Here is a 24,823-nt window from a genome sequence, read left to right on the forward strand (position 1 = left end):
CGCCGGACGCTACTTCGTCGTCGTACGCGAAGCTCCTTGCCGCAGGCCTCAAAGGCTCTCGTCCGGACACTCCGGACACGCATCGCCGATCGAATCGAGGACATCGTTGATCTCCGCGACGGCCTGATCCGCGGAGACGCCGTCCGGCGGATGCTTCCGCGCAAGCGCGAGCGCGCGTGTCCGAGCGTGCGGGTCGGCACGATCCCTGGCCCAGCCGTGCTCCTCGCATTCGTGGATGGCGCCAGCCTCTTGCAGCACATTGACGGCCCATCCGCGCAGCGTGCGGATCGCCGGCCGTCTTTCCTTCGTCATCAGCATGAGAACCGCTCCTCGCCGGGACGAATCCGTCCGCCCGCCCGCTCGTTCCCGGCGGTTAGCACGGGTCAGGGATTCCCAAACGGTAGGGCTGGGCTTGTCCACGTGTTCCCAAGGGCTGTGGAGAACGCGAGGGGTTGACGCGGTCTGCATGCGCCGCAAGCACGCGACCGGGCTAGGCGGGTCTTTGCTGCGGAACCCGGGGCCGAGAGGCGACTTGAGTGGTCATCGGTTTCGGAGGAAAAGCCATGGCCATAGACGCGTTCGCCGGCACCACACCGGTGTTTCTCCCTGAGCGGTTCTTCGTTGGCCGCTTGGAAGGCTGGGCGGTGGTCGAAAGCCTCGTCGGCGGGCTTCTGAAGCGGGCGACGATCACGGCTCATGGCGAGCTCGACGCGGACACCGATACTGTCGTCCTGACCGAAACCTACACCTTCGATGACGGTCACAGCGACACGCTGCGCTGGACGATTCACAAGCTGGACGAAGGTCGATACACCGGCCATGAGAACCGCCTGGAAGGCGAAGCCACCGGCGAGCAGGCCGGTTGTGCATTCCATTGGACGTACACGCGCGATACGCCTCAAGGCGATGGCAAGTCGTTCAAGCTGAACTTCGATGACTGGTTCTACGCGATCGATGATCGCGCCTGCATCGTTCGCGGAAGCGCCGGGCGTGCGGGCATCCCTTTCGCGACGGCGCATGTTACGTATCGGAAGCTATAGGTTTGGACTCGGCGGTGACAGTACATTCAATCGGTGCGAAGCGGCATGCGCCGGCCATTTAGTGCACTGTCACCGTAATTCCAATCGCTCAAATGGGCGCCCGTCTTGGCAATGAGTTCCGCGACCCTTGCGCCACCTCAACGCATCTTCATAAAAGCTTCATAGATTAGCCAACGTAGCCGAGCGGCGCCGCCACGACGTTGCTGAGGTTATGGCCCCGGACTCCCAGGCGCTCCGGGGCCCGGATGCATCCTTGCCCGAGAACTAGACGGGGAAAGCGCCGCTCTCTCTACGCTCGAAATTGAAGCACAGAAGATCGATTTCGGATGCGTCGACATCGGCCCGAAAGAATCTGCACGTATATTCAGGCTGCTTTCTGCTCGCACGGTTGGAGGTTGCCTCACCTAGGAAAATGCACTTTCTGCAATTATCCGCATGGTGACGATCACGGCGCGCGTCCAGTTGCTCCAATATCTGGCGAAGCAAATCACGAAAGTTTTTTGCGCCAAGTTCAAGCGCAGCAATCGCGTGAACGAGCTGCGTAATTGGATCCGTTAAAAGGAGCTTTTCTCCTCGCGGAGTTACATCAAGGATCACCGAGCGCTTGTCTTGATCAGAATTTCGGCGCTGAAGGTAGCCCTTGTCTTCGAGACGCTTGACTGTCTGAGAAGCGGTAGCACGACTTGTGCCGACGAACTGGGCTAATCCGGAGGGTGTTCGCGAGAATCTGTTCGCGCGCGCGAGAAAGCGCAGCGCCATCCACTCTCGATCACGCAATCCGTCGAGAGTATCGTCGAACTGCCAACTGCTCGCGGCTTGAATTAGCAGGTCGACTGCTTCCCGTGCTGCCGTAATCATCCTCGCCCTCTCGTATGCTCTGGCAATACACAGGTCAGAGCTAGCAGCGCACGAAGAAAATGACGTCTACATACGAAGGTTTGCAATCAGCGCTTGTGCGGCCACGTTGACGATCATCTGCAATAGGCCATTCTTTACATGAACCTGACAAGACTTGCCGCCGACGGTGCGGCAGTTCCACAGCCAACGCAATGGTGAGCGGCAGATCGCTTCAATTCATCTTTGTGCCGCAGCTTCCTGAGAAATTGGCGCTGCTCCTGAATGTCCCGAACCTCATTGACCTGCCTTTGCTTCTATTCGCCTGCTGGTTCTGCGGGCGCGGAAGCATTGGGCCCATGATCAAGGAAGAGCCCACCCGATGATCGCCTGCTCTACAGTCGGCGCTGAACGATCCAGCACGAACTGGGGAAACGGGTGGGATTTAAAGGCTTGCCTGGCCCGGGTGCCAAGCGCCGAAGATGGCCGCTGTCCAGCTCGATCACGATCCGACAGGCTGAAGAGTCACTCACCAACGTCTTGAGGACCGCTCCGTCTCCTAGAAGAATCGGCAGGTCCACGCCGCGAGGCGGGGCAGTCTGGCCTTTCGCGGCGGCCATGAGCCATACCGATGCACCGGTCTCAAGCGTCCAATGATGCGTGTGCGCCGACCAATTCAACCGCATTCCTCCGGTCAGGGCGAGACGCGATCGTCCAAGCTACGGAAGATCGAACTTGATGATCGACAAACCATCCGGTGGACTGATTGTCGCGTCCCGTTCGCATCGCAGGCGGCCGTGCTGAGAGGGGCCGCCTTGAGGCCTTGAGAAAGAAGCGGCTCTAGGAACCTTCACGAGCGTCCGCGGTTGGAGGCCGACGCCCGGTCTTTCCCTTCCGATATTCATTGCGACGTATTGTCGATGACGAAGACGTGACGTCATCGATCAGGATGCCGATGTTGGAGATCGCACCTTGCAGACTTCAAATTATTGCAGAGATCAATCAGCAGACTGCTATCGATTGGCACGGGAAACACAGGATGGCACCAAAAGTCGGATGCTTGGAGAGTTGGCTGGAAGTTGGCTTCGCTTAGCCAACCAGATCGGTATGTGAGCTATGTAAAGCAACGGGAAATCAGATTGTGAGCGGTTCCAGGGAGGAAACTCGCCATTGATGAACGTCTAGAGGACGGGCCGGATGTGCTCGCCGCAACGACGTCAAATTACCTGGTTGTCGCGGGCGGCGAAGTTTCTGACGTTCTCGCTTGGCCGTTGTTCATCGAAGCGGACAATTGTAAGTCGTGACGATAAAGATTCCACGACGCATTTGTTTCGAAACAACGATTTCGCAACTCGATCCGACGTGGCGGAGCCACTCCGAAGCTCCACCGCCTCGGCAAGAGAGTCGCTTGGGTTCGAGACAAGGTAAGCGTCGTTTTCCATGCCTATCATTCCCCAGCTTTCCCAATCCAAAATGATCGCGTCTTTGTCTGCGAACCCTCGCAGTGCGTCGTTGTGAGTGAGAGACACAGACAGAAATCGAAGTTCATCCTTCAGCGGCGGCACTGCCCAGAATGTTCCGCCGATCAGCGTGAGCATGATCACCAGCGAGATTACGATCGAACGCGCTCGAGGTGATTTCCTTTCAACTCCCGCCCAGATGCAGAGGCCGAGGACAACTAGTGCCAACACGGGCAAGTAGACTGAGATGACAAGCACAAACGTGCCAAAGTTCTTACTGTCCCACGCAAGGGGAGTCGCAGTCATAACCGCGGCAATAGCTGCAATGACGGGCAGCCACCGTAGCCTACGAGCCGCTTTCTCCGCGGCTTGAGCAAAGGTGGTCATGGTCGCAGATTCATCGAAAAGGTTCTTGGAGTTGCAAGCACGAACCGCTTTCGACCGTTAGCTCCGGGGCGACGGCCTTCACATGCTTACTTTGATCTGTGGCGTTAGCCTGCTCAGCCGAACTCGCCTCCACAGTCCGTCTTCGCTTCCGCTGCGCTCCAGCTACGCCGGACACCACGCTTCGCCCGCCGTTCTCCGCTCGGCTGCGCCACGCGTAGCCCGAAGAGCGAAGCGTGGTGGGCCCGGCAGGACTCGAACCTGCAACCAGACCGTTATGAGCGGCCGGCTCTAACCATTGAGCTACAGGCCCCGCCGCGAGGCGGCCGCAGGAAGGCGGCCGGCAACGGTGCGCGGTTCGTTTACAGGGACGGAGGCGGGGGTGCAATGCTGGCTCTCGCGGCGGGGAACGCCGCTACACCATCATAGAGCATTTTTGAATAGCCGAAATTAGCAACGATGCCTGTATAACCCTGTTTTGCCCGACGGAGCAAACCGCTTTTTCGGAGGTTTTTTCGAGTCGGGCGGTAACCCCTTGAAATCACTGGCCTCGTCTACTGTGCATGGGGTTGTTTTCGCAACTTTGTTTGAGAGGGCCTAGTTGGCCCCCTCAAATGTCATGCGGCCGCGCTCGGCGGCCTGCCGCCTAGTCCACCGAGACCCCGGCGAACTCGACCACCTTGCGCCATTTCTCGGTCTCGTCCGCGACCAGCTTGCCGAACTCGGCCGGCGTCATCGGCTTGGGGATGCCGCCGGTCTCGGCGAGCTTTGCCACCAGCTTCGGGTCCTTCAGCGCTTCGCCGACGGCCTTGTTGAGGGTCTCGATCACCTCGGGCGGCGTGCCCTTCGGCGCGGAGATGCCGTAGAAGCCGACCGATTCGAAGCCCGGCACGGTCTCGGCGATCGCGGGCACGTCGGGCACGCTCGGCCAGCGCTGCGGCGAGGTCACCCCTAAGGCGCGGACGTTGCCGCCCTTCACCTGCTCCATCGCCGAGGGCAGATTGTCGAAGATCAGCTGCACCTTGTTGGAGATGATGTCCGGGAAGGCGATGGCCGAGCCGCGATAGGGCACGTGCACCATGTCGCACTTCGTCATCACCTTGAACAGCTCTGCCGACATGTGCACCGAGGTGCCGTTGCCGGACGAGGCATAGGAGACCTTGCCGGGGTTGGCCTTGCAATAGTCGATGAACTCCTTGACCGACTTCGGCGGGAACGCGTTGGAGACGACCAGCATGTTGGTGAGCTGCATGATGCTGGCCACCGGCACGGTGTCGCGCAGGAAGTCGAACGGCAGCTTCTTGTAGAGCGAGGTCGAGATCGCGTTGTTGGGCGCGACGAACAGCAGGGTGTAGCCGTCCGGCGGCGAGTTGATCGCGGCGGCGGCGGCGATGTTGCCGCCGGAGCCGGTGCGGTTCTCGACGATGACCTGCTGCCCGAGCCGCTCCGACAGCCATTGCGCCATGATCCGCGCCACGATGTCGACCGGGCCGCCGGCGGCGAAGCCGATCAGCCAGTGCACGGGACGGTCGGGATAGGCGGCGGAGGCGGGAGGGGTGGTGCTGAAAAGACCTAAGAGGACTGCGAGCCCGAACAAACCGTGACGCAAAATTCGCACCATGACGTCTCCCATTGCTTTATTGTCGTTGGCTGCATGCTTTCACAAAATCGGGGCGCTGCCTATATCGTCGCAAGTCGGTGTTGACGCAGGTCCGCCAGGAGCGACCATGAGATTCGCGATGACCCTTCTCGGTGCGGCGCTGCTCGCAAGTCCCGCTGCTGCCCAGACCGGAGGCACGGCCATTCCGACCACGACGACCAGCCAGACGATCAGCCAGACAATCAGCCTCGGCACCGCGACGCCCGGCGGCGGCTTTCCGCTCTATGGCAACGCCTTCGCGGAGGTGATGAACGCGGCCGATCCGCAAGTCTCCATCGTCCCGCGCAACACCAGGGGTAGTAACGAGAACATCCCGCTGCTCGAGAAAGGCGAGCTCGATCTCGCGTTGGTCGCGGGCGAGCCGGCCTATGAGGCCTTCGCGGGCATCGGCCGTGCGCCGGTGCGATTGAAGATCCTGACCGCGATCTATTCCAACCCCGGCATGTTCGTGGTGCGCGCGGACAGTCCCTACAAGACGATCCGCGATCTCGTCGGCCAGCCGGTTGCCTTCGGCGCGAGAGGCTCGGGCCTGCCGATCCTGGCGCGCTATGTGCTGGACGGGCTCGGCCTGAAGCAGGACGAGGACTTCAAGGCTGTTTATCTCGACCGCGCCGGCGACGGCCCGGCGATGGTCGAGGACGGCCGCGTCGCCGCGCTGTGGGGGGCCGGCATCGGCTGGCCCGGCTTTGCCGCGGTGGCATCGAGCCCGGCAGGCGCGCGCTTCATCGCGCCCACTGCCGAAGAGATCACGCGCATCCGTGCCAGGCACGCGTTCCTGAAGCCGCTCACCGTGCCGGCCGGCTCCTATCCGAAGCAGACGGAGCCGATCGCCTCGCTCGGCTCCTGGAGCTTTGTCCTCACGCGCGAGGACCTGCCCGACGATGTCGCCTATCGCCTCGCGAGAACGCTGCACGGCGCAGAAGTGACGTTCTGCAAGAGGCTCGCACAGGCCTGCGAGACGACGGCCGCAAACACGGTCGCGGCGGCACCGAAGATGGAGCTGATCCATCCGGGCGTGATGAAATACTTTCGCGAGATCGCCGTGGTGAAATAGCGAGTGGCGAGTTGCGAATAGCGAATGGAGGCGTCCCCATTCGCTACTCCCCATTCGCCACTCGCCACCATCATTTCTTCACCAGCGCACAGGCCGGGTCCGGTGGCCCGAACGCCTTGTCGCCGGAGATGGTGGTGAGGATCTTGTAATAGTCCCACGGATATTTGCTCTCCTCCGGCGTCTTCACCTGCACCAGCCAGAGGTCGTGCACCATCAGATTGTCCTCGCGCAGTTTGCCGTTGCGGGCGAAGAAATCCTCGATCGGCTTCTCGCGCATCTTGGCGGCCACCTTGAGCGGATCGTCGGTGCCGGTCTCCTTGATGGCGTTGAGATAGTGCATCACGCTGGAATAGACGCCGGCCTGCCACATCGACGGCATCTTGTTCAACTTGGCGAAATAGCGCTTCGACCATTCGCGGGTCTTGTCGTCCATGTCCCAGTAGAACGAGGTGGTCAGGAGCAGGCCTTGCGCCGCCTGCAGGCCGAGGCCGTGGATGTCGGTGATCAGCGCGAGCAGCGCCGCCATCTGCTGGCCGCCCTTGAACACGCCGAATTCCGAACCGGTCTTGATCTCGTTCATATTGTTGGGGGGACCGGCGGCAATGCCGATGATCTTGGCCTTGGAGGCCTGGGCCTGCAGCACGAAGGAGGAGAGGTCGGGGGTTGCCAGCGGCGGCCGCACCGAGCCCAGCACCTTGCCGCCATTGGCGGTGACGACGGCGGACGCATCGCGCTCCAGCGAATGGCCGAAGGCGTAGTCGTCGGTGATGAAGAACCAGCTGTCGCCGCCGCGCTTGACCACCGCATCCGCGGTGCCGACCGCGAGCGCGCGAGTGTCGAACACCCATTGGATCGCGTAAGGCGAGCAGAACTTGCCGTGGAAATCCGCGGTGCCCGTGGAATGCGTGATGAACAGCCGCTTCTTCTCGTTGGCGACATTCTGCACCGCGAGGCCGACGGCGGAGACCGGCACGTCGACGATCAGATCGACCTGGTCGACGTCGTACCAGCGCCGCGCGATCGTGCCGCCGATATCGGCCTTGAGCTGGTGGTCGCCGATCACGATGCTGATCGGCTTGCCGAGCACGGTACCGCCGAAATCGTCGATCGCCATCTGCGCCGCCGTCACGGAGCCCTGGCCGGTCGGCGCGGAGGCGGGGCCGTTCATGTCGGTGAGCACGCCGATCTTGACGACGTCGTCGGACACCTGTGCCGACGCCGTGCCCGACAGCAAGGCCGCCGTCATGGCGGCCGCGACCGGCAGTCCAAATCTGGTTGGATTCACGTTTGTCCTCCCCTGAGCCGGCTCGTTGGCCGGTGTTGCGTCCGGGTACGGCCCGGCTGAATTGGTTTCTTTTGCAACTATTCGGGGGCGGGCGTCAACGTCAGGCCGCGAAGCGGATCAGTCCTGCAGGCGAGGGATCGTAGCCGGTCAGCTCGTCGGCGCGCTGGCGCAGCCGCCGCTCGTTCAGGAAGCGGAGCACGGCCTGCATGGCAGGGCGGAAATAGCTGCGCTGCCGCATCGCGAGGTCGAGGTTCTCCCAGACCAGCGGCACGAAATCGAGACCGGCCGAGCGCGCCGCCGCGCGGGTCGCGATGCCGCAATCGGCCTGGCCGGCGCGGACCAGTTCGGCAAGATCCGGGCCGGTCAGGGCCGCCGTTTCGATGCGGTGCAAATCGCGCGTCGAGGCGCCCGCGCGCTTCAGGAGCACGTCGAGCAGCATCTGCGCGCCCGTGCCCTGTTGCCGCATCGCCATCCGGGCGCCGAGTGCGAGCACATCGGTCAGGCTGTGCAGCCGCTTGGGATTGCCGTGTGGCAGCACCAGCCCTTCTTCACGGCGCACGAACGCGACCAGCACGGCGTCATGCAGGTCCGGCGCGGCCCGCAGAACTTCGATACTGGCGTCGCTGGCGAGATTGTCGGAGGGGTTCAAGGCGTGGAAGTGCACCGCCGCGGCCATCACCTCGTTGCGCTGCAGGCGCTCGAGCCCGCGCGCGCTGCCCTCGCTCATCGATCCCAGGCCAGAGCCGGATTCGCGCAGGCTCCAATCCAACAGTTCGTCCTGGCTGCCGCCGACGATCGGCGGCGGCTCCGCGATCAACATGCCGGCCGGACGCGCCAGTCCCGACAGGACCCAGAGGTCGAGTTCGTGCCGCGGGAAGAGCCATTTCCCCGTCACCTTGGTGCAGGGGATCGAACCGGTGGTGACGAGTTCGTAAAGCTTGCGTTCGCCGAGCCGAAGATAGTCGGCGGCTTCGCTGGTCGTCAGGAATTCCATCCTGCATTCCTATGCAAATTATTGCTTCTTTTTGACGCCCGACGCAGGTGGAATTCTGCATTTCAGATTTTTTGTCGGCGGGAACCATGCCCGATCATCTCGCTGCTTTGCAATACATCCCGCACGCGCGATTTCTGCTTTGGTGAACGATCCTGAATCAATCGCTCGCGCGATGCGCTCGGCGGCCTTGCCGAAATTTCCCGATCATGCCGCGCGAAAACGCGTCACGAGTGCGGCGCAATCGCTCATCATCATGATCGCGTCATAGCTGAGGGGAACCCCGATCATGGGCCGCCTGTCCGTTGTATTTGCGCTTCTCTGCGGGCTTGCCTCGGGCGTTGCGGCGTCGTCCGCGGAGGACCGCGGCATCGTCCTCGCCACGACCACGGCGACGCAGGAGTCCGGCCTGCTCGATTATCTGCTGCCGATCTTCCGCGACAAGGCCGGCATCGAGGTCACCGTGATCGCGCGGCGCGCCGACGAAGTGCTCGACGGGGCGCGACGGGGCGAGGTCGACGTCGTGCTGATGCATGCGCGGGCCCAGGAGGAGAAGTTCGTCGCCGATGGTCTCGGCGTGAAGCGCTACGACGTGATGTACAACGATTATGTGCTGATAGGGCCGAAGAGCGACCCCGCGGGCGTGAAGGGCAAGGACATCGCAACGGCGCTGAAGGCGATCGAGGCCAAGGGCGCGCCGTTCATGACGCGCGGTGATCGGTCGGGGACCCACGCCGCGGAACTCGCGCTCTGGATCGTGGCCGGCATCGACATCGCTGGCGCCAAGGGACCCTGGTATCGCGAGGCCGGGCAGGGCATGGCCTCGGCGCTTCACGCGGCGCGCGCCGCGAATGCCTATGTGCTGTCGGACCGCGGCAGCTGGATCGCCTTCAAGGATCGCGGCGATCTCGACATCGTCGTCGAAGGCGACAGGCGGCTGCTCAACCAGTACGGCGTGATGCTGGTCAACCCTGCGAAGTTCCCGAACGTGAAGAAAGACCTCGGGCAGACCTTCATCGACTGGCTGACATCGCCGGAGGGACAGACGGCGATCGCCGGCTACAAGGTCGACGGGCAGCAGCTGTTCTTCCCCAACTCGGACAGGTCGGGCGGTTGAGGCGCGTATCGCCGGCGGTTGCCAAACCGGGCGATGCATGGTCCATCATGGCGCATGACCCAGCGCCTGCCGCCATCGCTGACGCCGCTCGACACCGCCCTCGCCGCGTTACTGCGAGGCGTTGATCCCGTCGCGCCGGTGCAGGTGCCGTGCGCAGAAGCGATCGGCTTCGTCGCGGCGGGCACTCCGCAACTTGCCGCCTATCCTTCGCGCGACATTGCCGCGGCGGACGGCTGGGCGCTATGCGCCAACGATCTCGTCGGCGCATCCTCATACTCGCCGCTGCCTTTGACAAGCGTGCCGGTGTGGGTCGAGGCCGGCGAAGCGATGCCGGCGGGATCCGACTGTGTGCTCGATGCCGATGCCGTGGAGGTGTCGGGACCGCTCGCGCAGGTGCTGGCGGAGGGGGTGCCCGGACAGGGCGTCCGGCGCGCCGGCAGCGACATCGCGGAAGGTGCGCCTGCCGGCGCCGAGGGCCATCCGGTCGGCGCGGCTGATCTCTTGATCGCGCGCGTTGCCGGTCTGGAGAAGCTCGGCGTGCGGCGGCCCCGGCTGCACATTGTCAATGTGCCGGGCGCAACGGCAACGATGCATATCATCGCCGGGCTCGCGCGGGCGGCGGGACTCGACGTGGAAACGCGTCAAGCTCGAGCACGCGACGAAGCATCGATTGCCGATGTGCTCGATGCGTCCTCTTGCGATCTCCTGCTGACGATCGGCGGCAGCGCGGTGGGCCGCCAGGACGCTGCCATCACGGCCCTGGCCCGGCGCGGTACGGTGCTGGCGCACGGCCTTGCGCTGCAGCCCGGACGCACCGCCGCCATCGGACGGCTCGGACAGGTTCCCGTCGTCGCCTTGCCCGGCTCGCCCGATCATGCGCTTGCGGTGTGGCTCGCGCTCGTGCTGCCGCTGGTCGATCGTCTGTCGGCGCGCCGGCCGCGCCGACGGGTGACCTTGCCGCTTGCGCGAAAAATCGCATCCGGCGTCGGAATCGCCGAGATCGCCTTGCTGGCCGGGGAACCTCGCGCCTGGATGCCGCTTGCCGTGGGCGAATGGCCGCTTCAGGCCATGGCCCGTGCGGACGCGTGGCTGCTCATTCCCGCCAGTCACGAGGGATATGCGGCAGGTACGCCGGTCGATGCCCATCTGATTCGGGAATGATATGGGTCCTGGCATGACGATGATCCCGAAATCACCAGACCGCAGCGCGCTCGAGCAGGAGCAGTTTCTCAAGATCCTCTCGCGCGAGGAAGCCCTGGCGCGCTTCGAGGCGGCCTTGTTTCCGCGCGTGCTTCCGAGCGAAACGCGTAAGCTCGCGGCTTCACTCGGTGCCGCGCTCGCAGAAGACGTCACCGCACCGATCGACGTGCCGCCATTCGACCGCTCCAATGTTGACGGTTTTGCGGTGCGCTCCTCAGATCTCGCGGCGGCCGGCGAGGGCGCGCCCGTGCGCCTCGCGCTGAATGGCGAGACGATTCATTGCGGCACCGCGCCGACGCTGCAGGTGGTGGCCGCGACCGCGACGCCGATTGCCACCGGCGCTCCGCTGCCGCGCGGCGCCGATGCCGTGGTCATGGTCGAGCACACCCAGCCGGCAGCCCTCGATGCGATCGACGTCCGTCGCGCCGTCTCGCCGGGGCAATTCGTCTCGTACGCCGGATCCGATATCGCGCGCGGCGAGGCGCTGCTACGCGCCGGCACTCTCATCGGCTCGCGCGAGATCGGCATGCTGGCGGCTTGCGGCATTGCCGAGGTGAGTGTCGTGCGCAAGCCGCGGGTTGCCGTGATCTCCACCGGCGACGAACTGGTGCAGCCCGGCCAGCCGGTCGCGCCTGCCGAAATCTACGATACCAACGGCGCCATCGTCGCGGCCGCGGTCGACGAGAATGGCGGCGAGGCCGTCTTCCTCGGTGCCATTCCCGACGATGAAGCCAGGCTCGAAGCGGCCATGCGCCGCGCGCTTGCGGACTCCGACATGCTGGTGCTGTCGGGCGGTACGTCGAAAGGCGCGGGCGATCTCTCCCATCGCATCATCGGCCGACTCGGCGCACCCGGCATCATTGCGCATGGCGTTGCGCTCAAGCCCGGCAAGCCGCTGTGCCTTGCGGTGTGCGATGGCAAGCCGGTGGTGATCCTGCCGGGCTTTCCGACCTCGGCGATGTTCACCTTCCACGACATGATCGTGCCGGTGCTGCGCAAGATGGCCGGCCTGCCGCCGCGCTCCGATGCCAAGGTCAACGCGACCGTGCCGGTGCGCATCGCCTCCGAGCTCGGTCGCACCGAATTCGTCATGGTCTCGCTGGTCGAGGGCAAGGGTCGCCTGATCGCCTATCCCTCCGGCAAGGGGTCTGGCGCGATCACGTCATTTGCGCAGGCCGATGGCTTTCTGCGCATCGATGCGCTGGCGGATCAGATGCCGGCCGGGGCTGAAGCCGAAGTGACGCTGTTCACGCCGCATGTGCGCGTACCCGATCTCGTCATCGTCGGCAGCCATTGCACCGGCCTCGATCTCGTTACTGCACCGCTCGCGCATGCCGGCCTGACGGTGCGCTCAATCGCGGTCGGCAGCCTCGGCGGGCTTGCGGCGGCCAGGCGCGGCGAATGCGACCTCGCGCCGATCCACCTGTTCGACGATCGAAGCGAGACCTACAACACACCTTATCTCGTCGAAGGACTCGAGCTCGTCGCCGGCTGGCGGCGGATGCAGGGCATCGTCTTCCGCAAGGGCGACGAACGTTTCGAGGGTCTGAGCGCAGAGGACGCTGTTGCTGCCGCGCTCGCTGACTCCACCTGCATCATGGTCAACCGCAACCAGGGCGCTGGCACACGTATCCTGATCGACCGGCTGCTCGGCGGCGTCCGGCCGGAGGGCTACTGGAACCAGCCACGTTCGCACAATGCGGTTGCAGCGGCCGTCGCCCAGCACCGCGCCGACTGGGGCATGACCATCGCGCCGGTCGCACATGCGGTCGGCCTCGGCTTCATTCCGCTGGCGGAAGAGCATTATGACTTCGCACTGGTGACGGCGCGCAAAGACCGGCCGGCCGTGCGGGCCTTTCTCGACGCACTCGGCTCGGACGAGGCGCGCGCGGCGCTGGAGCGGGCCGGATTCCGGTCCGCATAGCCCGTTACCGGAGGCCTCGCGCGCCAAGATCCGGCTGGAGGAAAGGACCACACGAGAGGGTTTATGGTTATGGGGCCTGGTCGGTGCCGCTGGCGGCCTCAGCGGCGCGCTCCCGTCCGGTTCGAGGGCCATGAACTCTGACGGCCGCCGCTGCGACCAAGGGACGTGAGCCAGATCATGACCGCGTCAACGTCCCCAAATTTCCGCAAGGTTGCTGCACTCGTCGCAGCGGCCGGCACGCTGTTCTGGCTCTACACCTTCTACTACATTGCGAATGTCCCGCCCGGGGATGGCAGTGGCTTTCAATGGCTCGCGGTGTTTCCGCTGGGTATGATCTTCGTGCTGTTCTTCCTGCCGGCCTGGCTGCTGGTTGCGATCGGACGCTTGCCACGGTTCACCATTGTCGTCGGCCTCTGCGGCCTCATCGCGTTCGCGATCATCTGGGCGCAGCTGCTCAACGAGTTTCCGAAATCTTGAAGCTGCTAGGATGCCTCATCCAGCGCCGCCAGCCGCTCGGCCTCGGAGATGTCCTCGGCCGTGTTGGCGTTGAAGAACGGATCGAGCGGCTCTGCCGGCCACGTCACAGTTGCGAGCGGATAACGTGCGGTCCAGCGGTCTATCTTGCGGAGGTCCTCGACGACCAGCGCGTGGCGCAGCTCGTCGCGCAAGGCGACGCGCCACAGGCCGATCACCGGATGCGACTGCTGGCCTGACGCGGCGACCGCAAGCTGCGCATGCTCACGCGCGCGTGCGTCATGCAGCCGTGCGACGAGATCGCGCGGCAGGAACGGGCAGTCGCCGGCGGCGCTGAGCACCCATTCGATTTCCGGCCGGTTCGTCGCGGCCCAGTCGAGCGCAGCGAGGATGCCGGCGAGGGGGCCGGGAAAGCCGGGCACGTCGTCGGCGACGACCTGCAGTCCGAACGCAGCAAAGCGGGCGGGATCGCCGTTCGCGTTGAGGATCAGCCCGCTGCACTGGGGCGAAAGGCGCGCGATCACGCGCTCCAGGATGGTGCGGCCGCCAATGGTGCGCATCGGCTTGTCGCCGCCGCCCATGCGCCGTGCCAGGCCGCCGGCGAGCAGCACGCCAAGAGTCGACGGAACGCTCGTTGCCGGAATCCTAGTCGTCACCACCTTCACCCTTGCGCTTGTGCTTGGCCGACTCCTCCTCGACATAAGCAAGGTTCTGGTCGTAGACGATGCGCTCCCCGCCCGCGAGCGCAATGAAGCGCTTTCCGCGGGTGCGTCCCACCAGCGTCAGCCCGACCTGCCTTGCGAGATCGACGCCCCAGGCGGTGAAGCCGGAGCGCGACACCAGAATCGGAATGCCCATGCGGACGGTCTTGATCACCATCTCCGAGGTGAGACGTCCGGTGGTGTAGAGGATCTTGTCGCCAGGTTCGACGCCGTGGCGGTACATCCAGCCCGCGATCTTGTCGACGGCGTTGTGGCGACCGACGTCCTCGGTGTAGCAGAGCGGGGTGCCTTCCTTGCACAACACGCAGCCATGGATCGCGCCGGCTTCGAGATAGAGCGAGGGCATGGTATTGATGGTCTGCGTCAGCTGGTAGAGCCAGGAGGTGCGCAGCTCGGCCTTCGGCAGCGCGACGCTCTCGACCGCCTCCAGCAGATCACCAAAGGCGGTGCCTTGCGCGCAGCCCGAGGTCTGCGTGCGCTTCTTCAGCTTGGCCTCGAAATTGGTGTGATGTGAGGTGCGCACGACGACCACCTGGAGGTCGTCGTCGTACTCGACCTCGGTGACCACGTCGTTATATTTCAGCATGTTCTGGTTCAGGAGATAGCCGAGCGCCAGATATTCGGGGTAGTCGCCGATCGTCATCATGGTGACGATCTCCTGGGCATTCAGGTAGAGCGTCAGTGGCCGCTCCATCGGGACCTTGATCTCTACCCTGGCGCCGGTCTGGTCGGTCCCGATCACGCTCTGGGTCAGGCGCGGGTCGTCGGGGTTCGGGATGATCAGGGGCACCGGGGCTTTGTCGATCTTCATCATGGCGGCGAGGTTAGCATGACATTCGGGTCAAGCCGATATAAGCATGGTTGGGAATGGGCAAAATGCCTCCGCTCGTCATTGCGAGCGCAGCGAAGCAATCCAGCATCTTTCCGCGGCGGCAGTCTGGATTGCTTCGCTCCGCTCGCAATGACGGGGGAGGGGGCCGGAGTTCCATCGGCCAGCGAGCCGTTGGCGGAGATCGAAGGGCATGAAAGTCATCGGCCTTGCAGGATGGAGCGGTGCGGGAAAGACCACGCTGTTGACGCGGTTGATCCCGCATTTCAACGCGCAGGGCCTGCGCGTCTCCGTCATCAAGCATGCGCATCACCAGTTCGACGTCGACGTGCCCGGCAAGGATTCCTGGCGCCATCGCGAGGCTGGTGCGGCGGAGGTGCTGGTGGCGTCGTCGAATCGCTGGGCCTTGATGCATGAATTGCGCGGTGCGGCGGAGCCGCGGCTGCCGGAATTATTGAGCAAGCTCTCCGCGGTCGATCTCGTCGTGGTCGAGGGCTTCAAGCGGGAGCCGCATCGCAAGATCGAGGTGCACCGCGCCGCCAATGCCAAGCCGTTGCTGTTTCCCGACGATCCCGGAATTGCCGGTATCGCGACCGATGCGGCGGTTGAAACCCGGCTGCCGACCGTCCATCTCGATGATATCCCCGCCGTAGCCGCGTTGCTGCTCCGGGCGGCGATGCCGGTCGAGGAAGCGGTAGCGAGAAGCACCGCCATACGCTGACGAGGCACCATGGCGCAACTATCGGACGATTGCTTTGCCTTTGGCGGCCCGATGATGTCGGTCGACGAGGCCGTTCGCCTCATCACGACGCGCGTCAACGCGATTGTCGATCTCGAAACCGTGGCGCTGGTCGATGCCGACGGGCGCGTGCTCGCGCACGATGTGGCCGCACCTTTGCCGCTGCCGCCGTTCACCAACTCTGCCGTCGACGGCTACGCCCTGCGCAACGCCGACCTTCCGGACAGCGCCGAACGGGCGTTTCCGCTCGACGGTCGCATCCAGGCCGGCGGTCTTGTGCAAGCGCCGATCAAGCCCGGTCACACCGCGCGCATCTTCACAGGCGCGCCGATGCCGCCGGATGCGGAGACCGTCTTCATGCAGGAGGACGTCCGCATCGATGATTCCGGCAGGATCGTGCTGCCGCCGGGGCTGAAGCGTGGGGCCAATGTCCGTCCCGCAGGCGAGGACATTCCGCAGGGGCACGTCGCGCTCCGCGCCGGCCAGCGCTTGCGACCGCAGCATGTCGCCCTTGCTGCCGCGTTCGGCCTGACAAGGCTCGACGTCGTCAGGCGCATCCGTGTCGCCGTGTTCTCGACCGGCGACGAATTGACCTCGCCGGGCGAGCCGCGCGGCGCCTCGCAGCTGTTCGATTCCAACCGTTTCATGCTGATGGCGATGCTGCGGCGGCTCGGCTGCGAGGTCAGCGACCTCGGCATTCTGCGCGACGAGCGGACGTCGCTTGCGAGCGGCCTGAAGCAGGTCGCAGGTGACCATGATTTGATCCTCACCACCGGCGGCGTCTCGACCGGAGAGGAGGATCACGTCAAGGCGGCGGTGGAGAGCATCGGCTCGCTGGTGCTGTGGCGGATGGCGATCAAGCCCGGCCGTCCCGTGGCGATGGGCATCATCGACGGCACGCCGCTGATCGGATTGCCCGGCAATCCCGTCGCGAGCTTCGTGACGTTCGTCCATGTGGTGCGACCGACGGTCTTGGCGCTCGCGGGTGGCTTGCCGGAGCCGCTGACGCCCATCCCGCTGCGGGCGGCGTTCACTTACAAGAAGAAGGCAGGCCGGCGCGAATATGTGCGGGCCTCGCTGCGGCGCGCGCAGGACGGCGGGCTCGAGGCGATCAAGTTTCCGCGCGAAGGGGCCGGACTGTTGTCCTCGCTGGTCGAGACCGACGGCCTCGTCGAACTCGGCGAGGACATCACCAATGTCGAGCCGGGGCAGGTCGTCGGTTTCGTGTCCTACGCCGATCTGCTCTAGGCGCCTTTGCGTTGACGCGATCGATCGGTCCCGCCATGTTGCAGCCATGACCAGAACCATGCTCGATCTCACCGGACTGAAATGCCCGCTGCCCGCCCTGAAGACGCGCAAGGCGCTCAAGCCTTTGCAGCCGGGTGATCAGCTCGAGGTTCATTGCACCGATCCGTTGTCGGTGATTGACATTCCGAACCTGATCCGCGAGACCGGCGACAAGGTCGAGATCACCGAGCGCAACGAGGCGCGCATCGTGTTCCTGGTCGAAAAGAGCGGCGCCCCGTAGAAGGGCGAATGTTCACGGCGGCGACGCTTGACTATGCTGCGGCCTGCGGGGAAACGGCCGGTGTTTCGCTGCAATGCGAAAGACCGATTATTGCGGTGGATGATCTCAAACCTAAGACTCTCAAACCTAAGACATCGGGCATGACTTTCTCAACATCGAGGGCAAGCGCAGCCGCAAGTCCCGCGGTGGGACGCGAGCCTGTCGTCAAGCCCGGCAAGACGGCTGCAGGGCCGGAGTTCAGCGCGCTGGCGCAGGCCTCCATCCTGATCGTCGACGACGAGCCGGGCATGCGCAATTTCCTTGTGCGCACGCTTGCGCCGCGCTGCAAGCTGGTGGACGAGGCGGCCGATACCGACCAGGCCTCGCGCAAGCTCGATTCCAACCGCTACGACGTCGTCATTCTCGACAACATCATGCCCGGCAAGAACGGCGTCGACTGGCTCGCCGAGCAGCGCGCCGTCGGCTTTTTCGCGGACGCGATCCTCATCACCGCTTATGCCGACCTCGACACCGCGATCCAGGCCCTGCGCGCCGGTGCGGCCGATTTCGTGCTCAAGCCGTTCCGCTCCAACCAGATCCTCAACGCGGTGGCACGATGCCTCGACCGCGTCCGCCTCCAGCGCGAGAATTTTGTCCTGCGCTACGCTCTGCGTGCCTCGTCCGACCGCACCTTTCTGCGCGACAATCTGATCGGACAGTCGACAGCGACGCTGCGCGTGCGTGAGACCATCGCGCGCGTCGCACGCCTGCCGACCTCGGTTCTCCTCACCGGTGAATCCGGCACCGGCAAGGAAGTGGCAGCGCGCTCGATCCACTCGCTGTCCGACCGCGCCGACAAGCCCTTCGTGCCCGTGAATTGCGCGGCGATCCCGCCCGAAATGATCGAGGCCGAGCTGTTCGGACACATCAAAGGTGCCTTTACCGGCGCCGATTCGGGCCGCGAGGGCCTGTTCCTGTATGCGCATGGCGGCACACTGTTCCTCGACGAGATCGGGGAGCTGCCGCTGCCGATGCAGAGCAAGCTGCTCCGCGTGCTCGAAGATCGCCGCGTCCGTCCGGTTGGCTCCGAGCGTGAAGTTCCGGTCGACCTGCGCTTCATCTTCGCGACCAATGCCGAGCTTCAGCAGGAGGTCGAAAAGGGCCGCTTCCGCGCCGATCTGTTCTACCGGCTCAATGTGATGCAGATCCGCCTGCCGCTCCTGAAGGATCGCGGCGATGACGTGCAGGAGCTCGCCACCATCTTCATGAGCAAGCTGTCGGTGCAGCTCGGCATGCCGCCGGTGCCGATCGACGCCTCGGTGCGGGCGGCGCTCGCAAGCTATGACTGGCCGGGCAATGTGCGCGAGCTGCGCAATCTGATCGAGCGCACGCTGATCCTCGGCGCCTTCCCCGACGATTTCGCGGGTCCCCGCAATAACGGTCAGTCGGCGCCTGCCGACAGTCTCGCAGAACTCGAGCGCCGTCACATTCTCGGCGTGCTGAAGGAGGTCAATGGCAATCGCGAGGAGGCGGCCCGGCGCCTCGGTATCTCGCGCAAGACCATCGACCGCAAATGCGCGTTGTGGGATGTCTGATGCGGCCGGCCGCACCGGCGAGCCCGTGCGGGGACGCTCCGTCCGATTCCGGTTGCTCGCGATCGCGCTGCTGCCGATGTTGGTCATCCTGCCGCTCCTGCTCGGTGTTGCGATCTATCGGTGGAACGCGAAATTCGATGCGGCCCTGATCTCCAAGGTGAACGGCGATCTCACCATCGCCCACCAATATCTCGCCCGCATCCTGGAAAAGACCGGCGTTCAGATCCGGGCGCTCAGCCTGTCGGCTCGCTTCCACGAGGTGCTGGCGCCGGATGCCCGCGGCTCCCTGCAGGATCTGCTCGAGGAGACCCGCAAGGAAACCGGTCTCGATTTCCTGTATCTGATAAACGGTCGCGGCGACGTCCTGGCCTCGTCGCCGCCGTTGCAGCATCGACCGAGGAGTGACTGGCCGATCATCACATCGGCGCTGTCGGGCGAGGTCCCTGCGACCGGCGTCGACATTTTCGGCAATGACGAGCTCGCCGCCATCTCGCCGGCCCTGGCCGGGCGCGCGCGATTGGACCTTGTGCCGACCCCGAACGCGGTGCCGACCGACCGCAGCACGGAGACGCGCGGCATGGTCGTGCATGCGGCGAGTCGGGCGATGCTACCCGACGGTGGCGCCGCTGCGCTGGTCGGCGGCACCCTGCTCAACCAGAATCTCGAATTCATCGACACGATCAACGATCTCGTCTATCGCGCGGCGAGCCTGCCGGAGGGCAGCCAGGGCACCGCGACGCTGTTCCTGGACGACGTGCGGATATCGACCAATGTCCGCCTGTTCGAGGGACGGCGCGCGCTCGGCACGCGCGTGTCGGCGGCGGTGCGCTCGGCCGTGCTGGGCGAGGGGCGCACCTGGCTCGACAGCGCTTTCGTGGTCAATGACTGGTACATCTCCGCCTACGAGCCGCTGGTCGACAGTTACGGCAAGCGCGTCGGCATGCTCTATGTCGGTTTCCTGGAGAAGCCGTTCAGCGAGGCCAAATACCAGACATTGGTGATCATCATCGCAGCGTTCATCACGATCACCGCCGCGACCGTACCGATCTTCCTGCGCTGGGCGACCTCCATCTTCATGCCGCTGGAGCGCGTCACGGCGACGATCACCGAGGTGGAGCGCGGCAACCTCTCCGCCCGCACCAAGATGCCGGTGCTGGGTGACGAGATCGGCCGCGTCGCGGTTCATCTCGACAGCCTGCTCGACCAGATCCAGGAACGCGACCGACAGCTCCGGGAATGGAATGAGGAACTGAATGTCCGCGTGCGGGAGCGCACCCGGGACCTCGAGCACGCCAATCTCAAGCTCGAGGCAACCACCAAGCAGCTCATCATGTCCGAGAAGCTGGCTGCGATCGGCGAGATCACCGCCGGCGTTGCGCACGAGATCAACAATCCGATCGCGGTGATGCAGGGCAATCTCGACGTCATCCGCAGCGTGTTCGGGGCCGATGCCGACAAGGCGAAGGTCGAGTTTCGCCTGCTCGACGAGCAGATTCACCGCATCAGCCAGATCGTGACCAAGCTGTTGCAGTTTGCAAGGCCGGAGGAATATGCCGGTTATGTCGAGCGACATGCGCCGGCCAGCGTCATTTCCGACTGTCTGCCGCTGGTGCAGCATCTTCTGAACAAGACCGAGATCGCCGTGGTCAGGGACGACCGCGCCAGCCGGCTGGTGCTAATGAACCGCAGCGAGCTGCAGCAGGTCCTGGTCAATCTCATCGTCAACGCGATTCACGCCATGCCGGACGGCGGAACCCTGACGCTCCGCTCCTTCGATGCCGAGCGCGACGGCCATCAAGGCGTCGCCATCGAGGTCTCGGACACCGGCATCGGCATGAGCACTGAGGTGATCGAGAAGATATTCGACCCCTTCTACACCACGAAACGACGGCAAGGCACGGGGCTCGGCCTCTCCATCAGCCAGACGCTGATCAAGCGCCAAGGCGGACAGATCACGGCCGAGAGCCGCGTCGGTTCTGGAAGCACATTCACGGTGTGGCTGCCGGGAAGCGAGCTGATTGGACATTTTGTCCGAGGACCTCGGGACATTCTGTCCTCTGCAATATATTGCAATGCGGGAAGTCGTTGAATCATCATGGCGCGACGACTGGCACGCGCGTTGCTCATCTCAAGACAGGGTGTTGAGGGGGAACGAGGGCGCGAAGCCGTCATGGCAACGCTGCTTGCGAGGCGAAGGGGCATCACTCGCGATCAGCTGCTTGTTCGGCGCACATGGCGCGATGCGCACCAGACCTTCCACTTCGACATGAAGTCCGACCTGTCATGCGCGGCCGCAAGGCACGCACGGCCGGTCTCAAACCGATGTGCCGGCAAGGCCGCGCTTGGGAGGGAATGCTTATGACGACTGCCGATACCGTTCTTGCACCGGTTGGTGCTTCCGGCTTGCTCGATCGTGAACGCACGATCGCGACGGCCGGTTTCAATCGCTGGCTGGTGCCGCCGGCGGCGCTGTGCATCCATCTGTGCATCGGTATGGCCTACGGCTTCTCGGTGTTCTGGCTGCCGCTGTCGCGTGCGATCGGCATCACCGCGCCGAAGGCCTGTCCGGACATGACGCTGTGGCAGGAGCTGTTCACAACGAGCTGCGACTGGAAGGTCGCGAGCCTCGGGTGGATGTACACGCTGTTCTTTGTCCTGCTCGGCGTCTCCGCCGCGATCTGGGGTGGCTGGCTCGAGCGCGCCGGTCCGCGCAAGGCTGGCGTCGTCGCCGCCTGCTGCTGGGGCGGCGGGCTTCTGATCGGTGCCTTCGGCGTCTACGTCCACCAGCTCTGGATCATGTGGCTTGGCTGCGGCGTGATCGGCGGCGTCGGACTTGGGCTCGGCTACATTTCCCCGGTGTCGACCTTGATCAAATGGTTTCCGGACCGCCGCGGCATGGCGACCGGCATGGCCATCATGGGATTCGGCGGCGGTGCCATGATCGGAGCGCCCCTGGCCAATCTCTGATCAACTACTTCAAGACGCCCAGCTCCGTCGGTGTCTGGGAGGCCTTCGTCACGATGGGGGTGGTTTATTTCGTCTTCATGATGATCGGCGCCTTCGCCTATCGCGTGACGCCGGCCGGCTGGAAGCCCGAGGGCTGGACGCCGCCGAGTGAGAAGAAGTCGATGATCACCGAGCACCACGTGCACCTCGACAACGCGCACAAGACGCCGCAATTCTGGCTGATCTGGTGGGTGCTCTGCCTGAACGTCTCGGCGGGCATCGGCGTGATCGGCATGGCCTCGCCCATGCTCCAGGAAATCTTCGCGGGCAAGCTGATCGGGCATCCGGAGCTGACCTTCAGCCAACTTTCGGTTGAACAGAAAGCAGCGATCGCAGCAATCGCTGCGGGCTTCGCCGGTCTCTTGTCATTGTTCAACATCGGCGGCCGGTTCTTCTGGGCTTCGATGTCGGACCTCATGGGCCGCAAGAACACCTACTACACGTTCTTCGTCCTCGGCATCGTGCTTTACGCGCTGGCGCCGACCTTCGCGGCGATGGGCTCGAAGCTGCTGTTCGTGCTGGGCTTTGGCATCATTCTCTCGATGTATGGTGGCGGCTTCGCCACCGTGCCGGCCTATCTCGCCGACATGTTCGGCACCCAGTTCGTCGGCGCCATCCACGGCCGGCTGCTGACGGCATGGTCGACGGCGGGCATCATCGGCCCGGTCGTGGTGAACTACATCCGCGAGTTCCAGCTCGCGGCCGGCGTTCCCCGCGACCAGCTCTACAACACCACCATGTACATCCTCTGCGCGATGCTGGTCGCAGGCCTGATCTGCAACTATCTGATCAAGCCGGTCGATTCGAAGTGGCACATGAAGGACGCCGATGTCGCCAAGTTGCAGGCGGCGAGCGCCAGCGCTGCAGCCGCGGGGCCGCGTGGCTCCTACGGCATCGGCCTTGGCGGGCTCGACGCCAGGGCGGCGTTATTCTGGGCCTTCGTCGGTGTTCCCTTGGTCTGGGGCGTGTGGAAGACGCTGGAGAGTGCGGTCAAGATTTTCTGATCGCACCTTCATCGCGAGCGGGAGCGCACTATGCGCGCTCCCGCCGCAGCTTCGGAGCGGAAGCTCGATACGATTTCGCTATCGCAGCATGGGAAGCCTTTATTGATCTCCAAACCAATTCAGGCTTCGTTCTGTCAGTTGGCGCGTTGGACGAAGGCGAGACCGCGTCCGGGCAGCGATCCAGAGGTGCCCTTGGGCTGCGCGCTTAACTGCTTCCGTGAGAATGATAATTTTCTTGGCATCTGGCATGCCAGTGGCTAGAACTGGAGCCGTTCTAAACGACGAGGGCGAGACGAATCGATGAGTCACGACGTGCACCAGGTCCGCCCGTTCGAGCATCCCGGCGAGGGACGCCGACGCGCCAAGGCCACCCCCAAGGGGCGGCAGGTCGACCCTGCGTCCGCGCACGAGATCGAGCTATTGCTCGGCGACAGGCCGCGGCGGCGCGACCTTTTGATCGAATATCTGCACCTGATCCAGGACAAGTACCACCAGATCTCGGCTGCCCATCTGGCGGCGCTCGCCGACGAGATGAAGCTCGCCTTCGCCGAGGTGTTCGAGACCGCGACGTTCTACGCGCATTTCGACGTGGTGAAGGAGGGCGAGCCTGACATTGCGCCGCTGACGATCCGCGTCTGCGATTCGCTGACCTGCGCCATGCTCGGCGGCGAGAGGCTGCTGCAAGATCTGCAAAGCAAGGCTGGACCGGGCATCCGCGTCGTGCGCGCGCCCTGCGTCGGTCGTTGTGATGCTGCGCCCGTGGCGGAAGTCGGCCACAACTTCGTCGATCACGCCACCGTCGCCCATGTGATGGCGGCGGCCAAGGCTGGCGAGACTCACGCGCATCTGCCCGAATATGTCGACTACGACGGCTATGTCGCTGGCGGCGGCTACAAGCTGCTGGGCCGCCTGCGCTCCGGCGAGCTGCCAAAGGAAGATCTGCTGAAGGCACTCGACGACGCCTCGCTGCGCGGCCTCGGCGGCGCCGGCTTCCCCACCGGGCGCAAATGGCGCGCGGTGCTCGGCGAGCCCGGGCCGCGGCTGATGGCGATCAATGGCGACGAGGGCGAGCCCGGCACGTTCAAGGACCGCTACTATCTGGAAACCGATCCGCACCGTTTCATCGAGGGCATGCTGATCGGGGCGCATGTGGTGCAGGCCTCCGACGTCTACATTTATCTGCGCGACGAATATCCGGCCGCGCGCGAGATCCTGCGGCGCGAGTTCGCAAAGCTGCCGCCGGGCGGGCCGACGCTGCACATGCGGCGCGGCGCCGGCGCCTACATCTGCGGCGAGGAATCCTCGCTGCTGGAGAGCATCGAAGGCAAGCGCGGCCTGCCCAGGCACAAGCCGCCTTATCCTTTCCAGGTCGGCCTGTTCGGGCTGCCGACGCTGATCAACAACATCGAGACGTTGTGGTGGGTGCGCGACATCGTCGAGAAGGGTGCCGACTGGTGGAAGGGCCATGGTCGTCACGAGCGTCATGGGCTGCGCAGCTTCTCGGTGTCGGGCCGCGTCAAGTATCCCGGCATGAAGCTCGCGCCGGCCGGGATTACCGTGCGTGAGCTGATCGAGGAATATTGCGGCGGCATGGCCGATGGCCATCAGTTCTACGCCTACCTGCCGGGCGGTGCCTCCGGCGGCATTTTGCCCGCGTCGATGGATGACATCCCGCTCGATTTCGGCACGCTGGAGAAATACGGCTGCTTCATCGGCTCGGCTGCGATCGTAATCCTGTCGCACAAGGACAGCGTGCGGTCGGCCGCACTGAACCTGATGAAGTTCTTCGAGGACGAGAGCTGCGGCCAGTGCACGCCGTGCCGGGTCGGAACCCAAAAGGCGGCGCTGCTGATGCAAAAGCCGGTCTGGAACCGTGCCTTGCTCGAAGAATTGGGCCAGGCGATGCGCGATGCCTCGATCTGCGGGCTCGGACAGGCGGCATCGAACCCGCTGTCTTCCGTGATCAAATATTTCCCTGACGAGTTCAAGGAAGCCGCG

The 24,823-nt window shown here is 64.4% G+C and carries 19 protein-coding genes, 1 tRNA gene and 2 pseudogenes; 13 read left to right on the forward strand and 9 right to left on the reverse strand.

The genetic code is table 11. The features are described 5' to 3' along the window. Positions 1–48: 48 nt before the first annotated feature. Positions 49–318 carry a hypothetical protein gene (locus ABIG06_RS20270; protein WP_124161100.1) on the reverse strand — a complete coding sequence of 90 codons (270 nt, stop codon included), beginning with the start codon at positions 316–318 and terminating at the stop codon, positions 49–51. 245 nt (positions 319–563) lie between these two features. Here ABIG06_RS20270 and ABIG06_RS20275 point away from each other — a divergent pair, with 245 nt between their 5' ends. Further along, entirely contained in the window at positions 564–1,040 is a 477-nt protein-coding gene (locus tag ABIG06_RS20275; protein WP_124161101.1) for a DUF3833 family protein, read from the forward strand. A 264-nt stretch (positions 1,041–1,304) separates the two neighbouring features. On the opposite strand, the gene ABIG06_RS20280 is transcribed toward ABIG06_RS20275, so the two are convergent. The 4 genes from ABIG06_RS20280 to ABIG06_RS20295 form a co-directional block, all read right to left on the reverse strand. Beyond that, on the reverse strand, positions 1,305–1,898 hold the full coding sequence (locus ABIG06_RS20280) for a MarR family winged helix-turn-helix transcriptional regulator (RefSeq protein ID WP_349629072.1): 594 nt from the start codon (positions 1,896–1,898) through the stop codon (positions 1,305–1,307). A 1,193-nt stretch (positions 1,899–3,091) separates the two neighbouring features. Continuing rightward, complete coding sequence (locus ABIG06_RS20285; RefSeq protein WP_370138358.1) at positions 3,092–3,721, reverse strand: hypothetical protein; 630 nt, start codon at positions 3,719–3,721, stop codon at positions 3,092–3,094. Positions 3,722–3,955: 234 nt separating this feature from the next. Next, positions 3,956–4,031 (reverse strand) — tRNA-Ile (locus tag ABIG06_RS20290). 333 nt (positions 4,032–4,364) lie between these two features. Beyond that, the gene (locus tag ABIG06_RS20295; RefSeq protein ID WP_370138359.1) at positions 4,365–5,339 is read right to left on the reverse strand and encodes a Bug family tripartite tricarboxylate transporter substrate binding protein; all 975 of its coding nucleotides are present in this window, start codon (positions 5,337–5,339) and stop codon (positions 4,365–4,367) included. Between the two features lie 106 nt (positions 5,340–5,445). Here ABIG06_RS20295 and ABIG06_RS20300 point away from each other — a divergent pair, with 106 nt between their 5' ends. After that, complete coding sequence (locus ABIG06_RS20300; RefSeq protein WP_370138361.1) at positions 5,446–6,432, forward strand: TAXI family TRAP transporter solute-binding subunit; 987 nt, start codon at positions 5,446–5,448, stop codon at positions 6,430–6,432. A 70-nt stretch (positions 6,433–6,502) separates the two neighbouring features. Here ABIG06_RS20300 and ABIG06_RS20305 read toward each other — a convergent pair whose 3' ends face one another. Both ABIG06_RS20305 and ABIG06_RS20310 read right to left on the reverse strand, forming a co-directional pair. Continuing rightward, entirely contained in the window at positions 6,503–7,717 is a 1,215-nt protein-coding gene (locus tag ABIG06_RS20305; protein WP_124161104.1) for an ABC transporter substrate-binding protein, read from the reverse strand. 100 nt (positions 7,718–7,817) lie between these two features. Continuing rightward, the gene (locus ABIG06_RS20310) at positions 7,818–8,711 is read right to left on the reverse strand and encodes a substrate-binding domain-containing protein (RefSeq protein WP_370138362.1); all 894 of its coding nucleotides are present in this window, start codon (positions 8,709–8,711) and stop codon (positions 7,818–7,820) included. A gap of 286 nt (positions 8,712–8,997) precedes the next feature. Here ABIG06_RS20310 and ABIG06_RS20315 point away from each other — a divergent pair, with 286 nt between their 5' ends. From ABIG06_RS20315 to ABIG06_RS20330, 4 genes are all read left to right on the forward strand, one after another. Beyond that, complete coding sequence (locus ABIG06_RS20315) at positions 8,998–9,825, forward strand: substrate-binding domain-containing protein (protein ID WP_370138364.1); 828 nt, start codon at positions 8,998–9,000, stop codon at positions 9,823–9,825. A gap of 54 nt (positions 9,826–9,879) precedes the next feature. Then, on the forward strand, positions 9,880–10,986 hold the full coding sequence (locus tag ABIG06_RS20320) for a molybdopterin-binding protein (RefSeq protein ID WP_370138365.1): 1,107 nt from the start codon (positions 9,880–9,882) through the stop codon (positions 10,984–10,986). Between the two features lie 13 nt (positions 10,987–10,999). Continuing rightward, on the forward strand, positions 11,000–12,949 hold the full coding sequence (locus ABIG06_RS20325; protein ID WP_370138366.1) for a molybdopterin biosynthesis protein: 1,950 nt from the start codon (positions 11,000–11,002) through the stop codon (positions 12,947–12,949). 177 nt (positions 12,950–13,126) lie between these two features. Beyond that, positions 13,127–13,426: a hypothetical protein gene (locus ABIG06_RS20330; RefSeq protein WP_370138367.1), complete on the forward strand. Its 300-nt coding sequence runs from the start codon at positions 13,127–13,129 to the stop codon at positions 13,424–13,426. Between the two features lie 5 nt (positions 13,427–13,431). On the opposite strand, the gene mobA is transcribed toward ABIG06_RS20330, so the two are convergent. Then, the gene (gene mobA, locus ABIG06_RS20335; protein WP_370138368.1) at positions 13,432–14,124 is read right to left on the reverse strand and encodes a molybdenum cofactor guanylyltransferase MobA; all 693 of its coding nucleotides are present in this window, start codon (positions 14,122–14,124) and stop codon (positions 13,432–13,434) included. Next, complete coding sequence (locus ABIG06_RS20340) at positions 14,069–14,959, reverse strand: formate dehydrogenase accessory sulfurtransferase FdhD (RefSeq protein WP_124161110.1); 891 nt, start codon at positions 14,957–14,959, stop codon at positions 14,069–14,071. Before ABIG06_RS20340 ends, mobA begins: the two co-directional genes overlap by 56 nt. A 208-nt stretch (positions 14,960–15,167) precedes the next feature. Between ABIG06_RS20340 and mobB the strand changes: the two genes are divergently transcribed. From mobB to ABIG06_RS20375, 7 genes and pseudogenes are all read left to right on the forward strand, one after another. Continuing rightward, on the forward strand, positions 15,168–15,695 hold the full coding sequence (gene mobB / locus ABIG06_RS20345; RefSeq protein WP_370138369.1) for a molybdopterin-guanine dinucleotide biosynthesis protein B: 528 nt from the start codon (positions 15,168–15,170) through the stop codon (positions 15,693–15,695). Positions 15,696–15,704: 9 nt separating this feature from the next. Beyond that, on the forward strand, positions 15,705–16,961 hold the full coding sequence (glp, locus tag ABIG06_RS20350) for a gephyrin-like molybdotransferase Glp (protein WP_370138370.1): 1,257 nt from the start codon (positions 15,705–15,707) through the stop codon (positions 16,959–16,961). Between the two features lie 46 nt (positions 16,962–17,007). Continuing rightward, complete coding sequence (locus ABIG06_RS20355; RefSeq protein ID WP_061024365.1) at positions 17,008–17,241, forward strand: sulfurtransferase TusA family protein; 234 nt, start codon at positions 17,008–17,010, stop codon at positions 17,239–17,241. Between the two features lie 140 nt (positions 17,242–17,381). Then, on the forward strand, positions 17,382–18,815 hold the full coding sequence (locus ABIG06_RS20360) for a sigma-54-dependent transcriptional regulator (RefSeq protein ID WP_124161113.1): 1,434 nt from the start codon (positions 17,382–17,384) through the stop codon (positions 18,813–18,815). After that, positions 18,808–20,904: a sensor histidine kinase gene (locus ABIG06_RS20365; protein WP_424578379.1), complete on the forward strand. Its 2,097-nt coding sequence runs from the start codon at positions 18,808–18,810 to the stop codon at positions 20,902–20,904. Before ABIG06_RS20360 ends, ABIG06_RS20365 begins: the two co-directional genes overlap by 8 nt. 269 nt (positions 20,905–21,173) lie before the next feature. Continuing rightward, a pseudogene (locus ABIG06_RS20370) lies at positions 21,174–22,825 on the forward strand (OFA family MFS transporter). A gap of 300 nt (positions 22,826–23,125) precedes the next feature. Continuing rightward, a pseudogene (locus ABIG06_RS20375) lies at positions 23,126–24,823 on the forward strand (NADH-ubiquinone oxidoreductase-F iron-sulfur binding region domain-containing protein); the annotation flags it as partial.

Source organism: Bradyrhizobium sp. USDA 326 (assembly GCF_049739485.1).
Classification (GTDB): Bacteria; Pseudomonadota; Alphaproteobacteria; order Rhizobiales; family Xanthobacteraceae; genus Bradyrhizobium.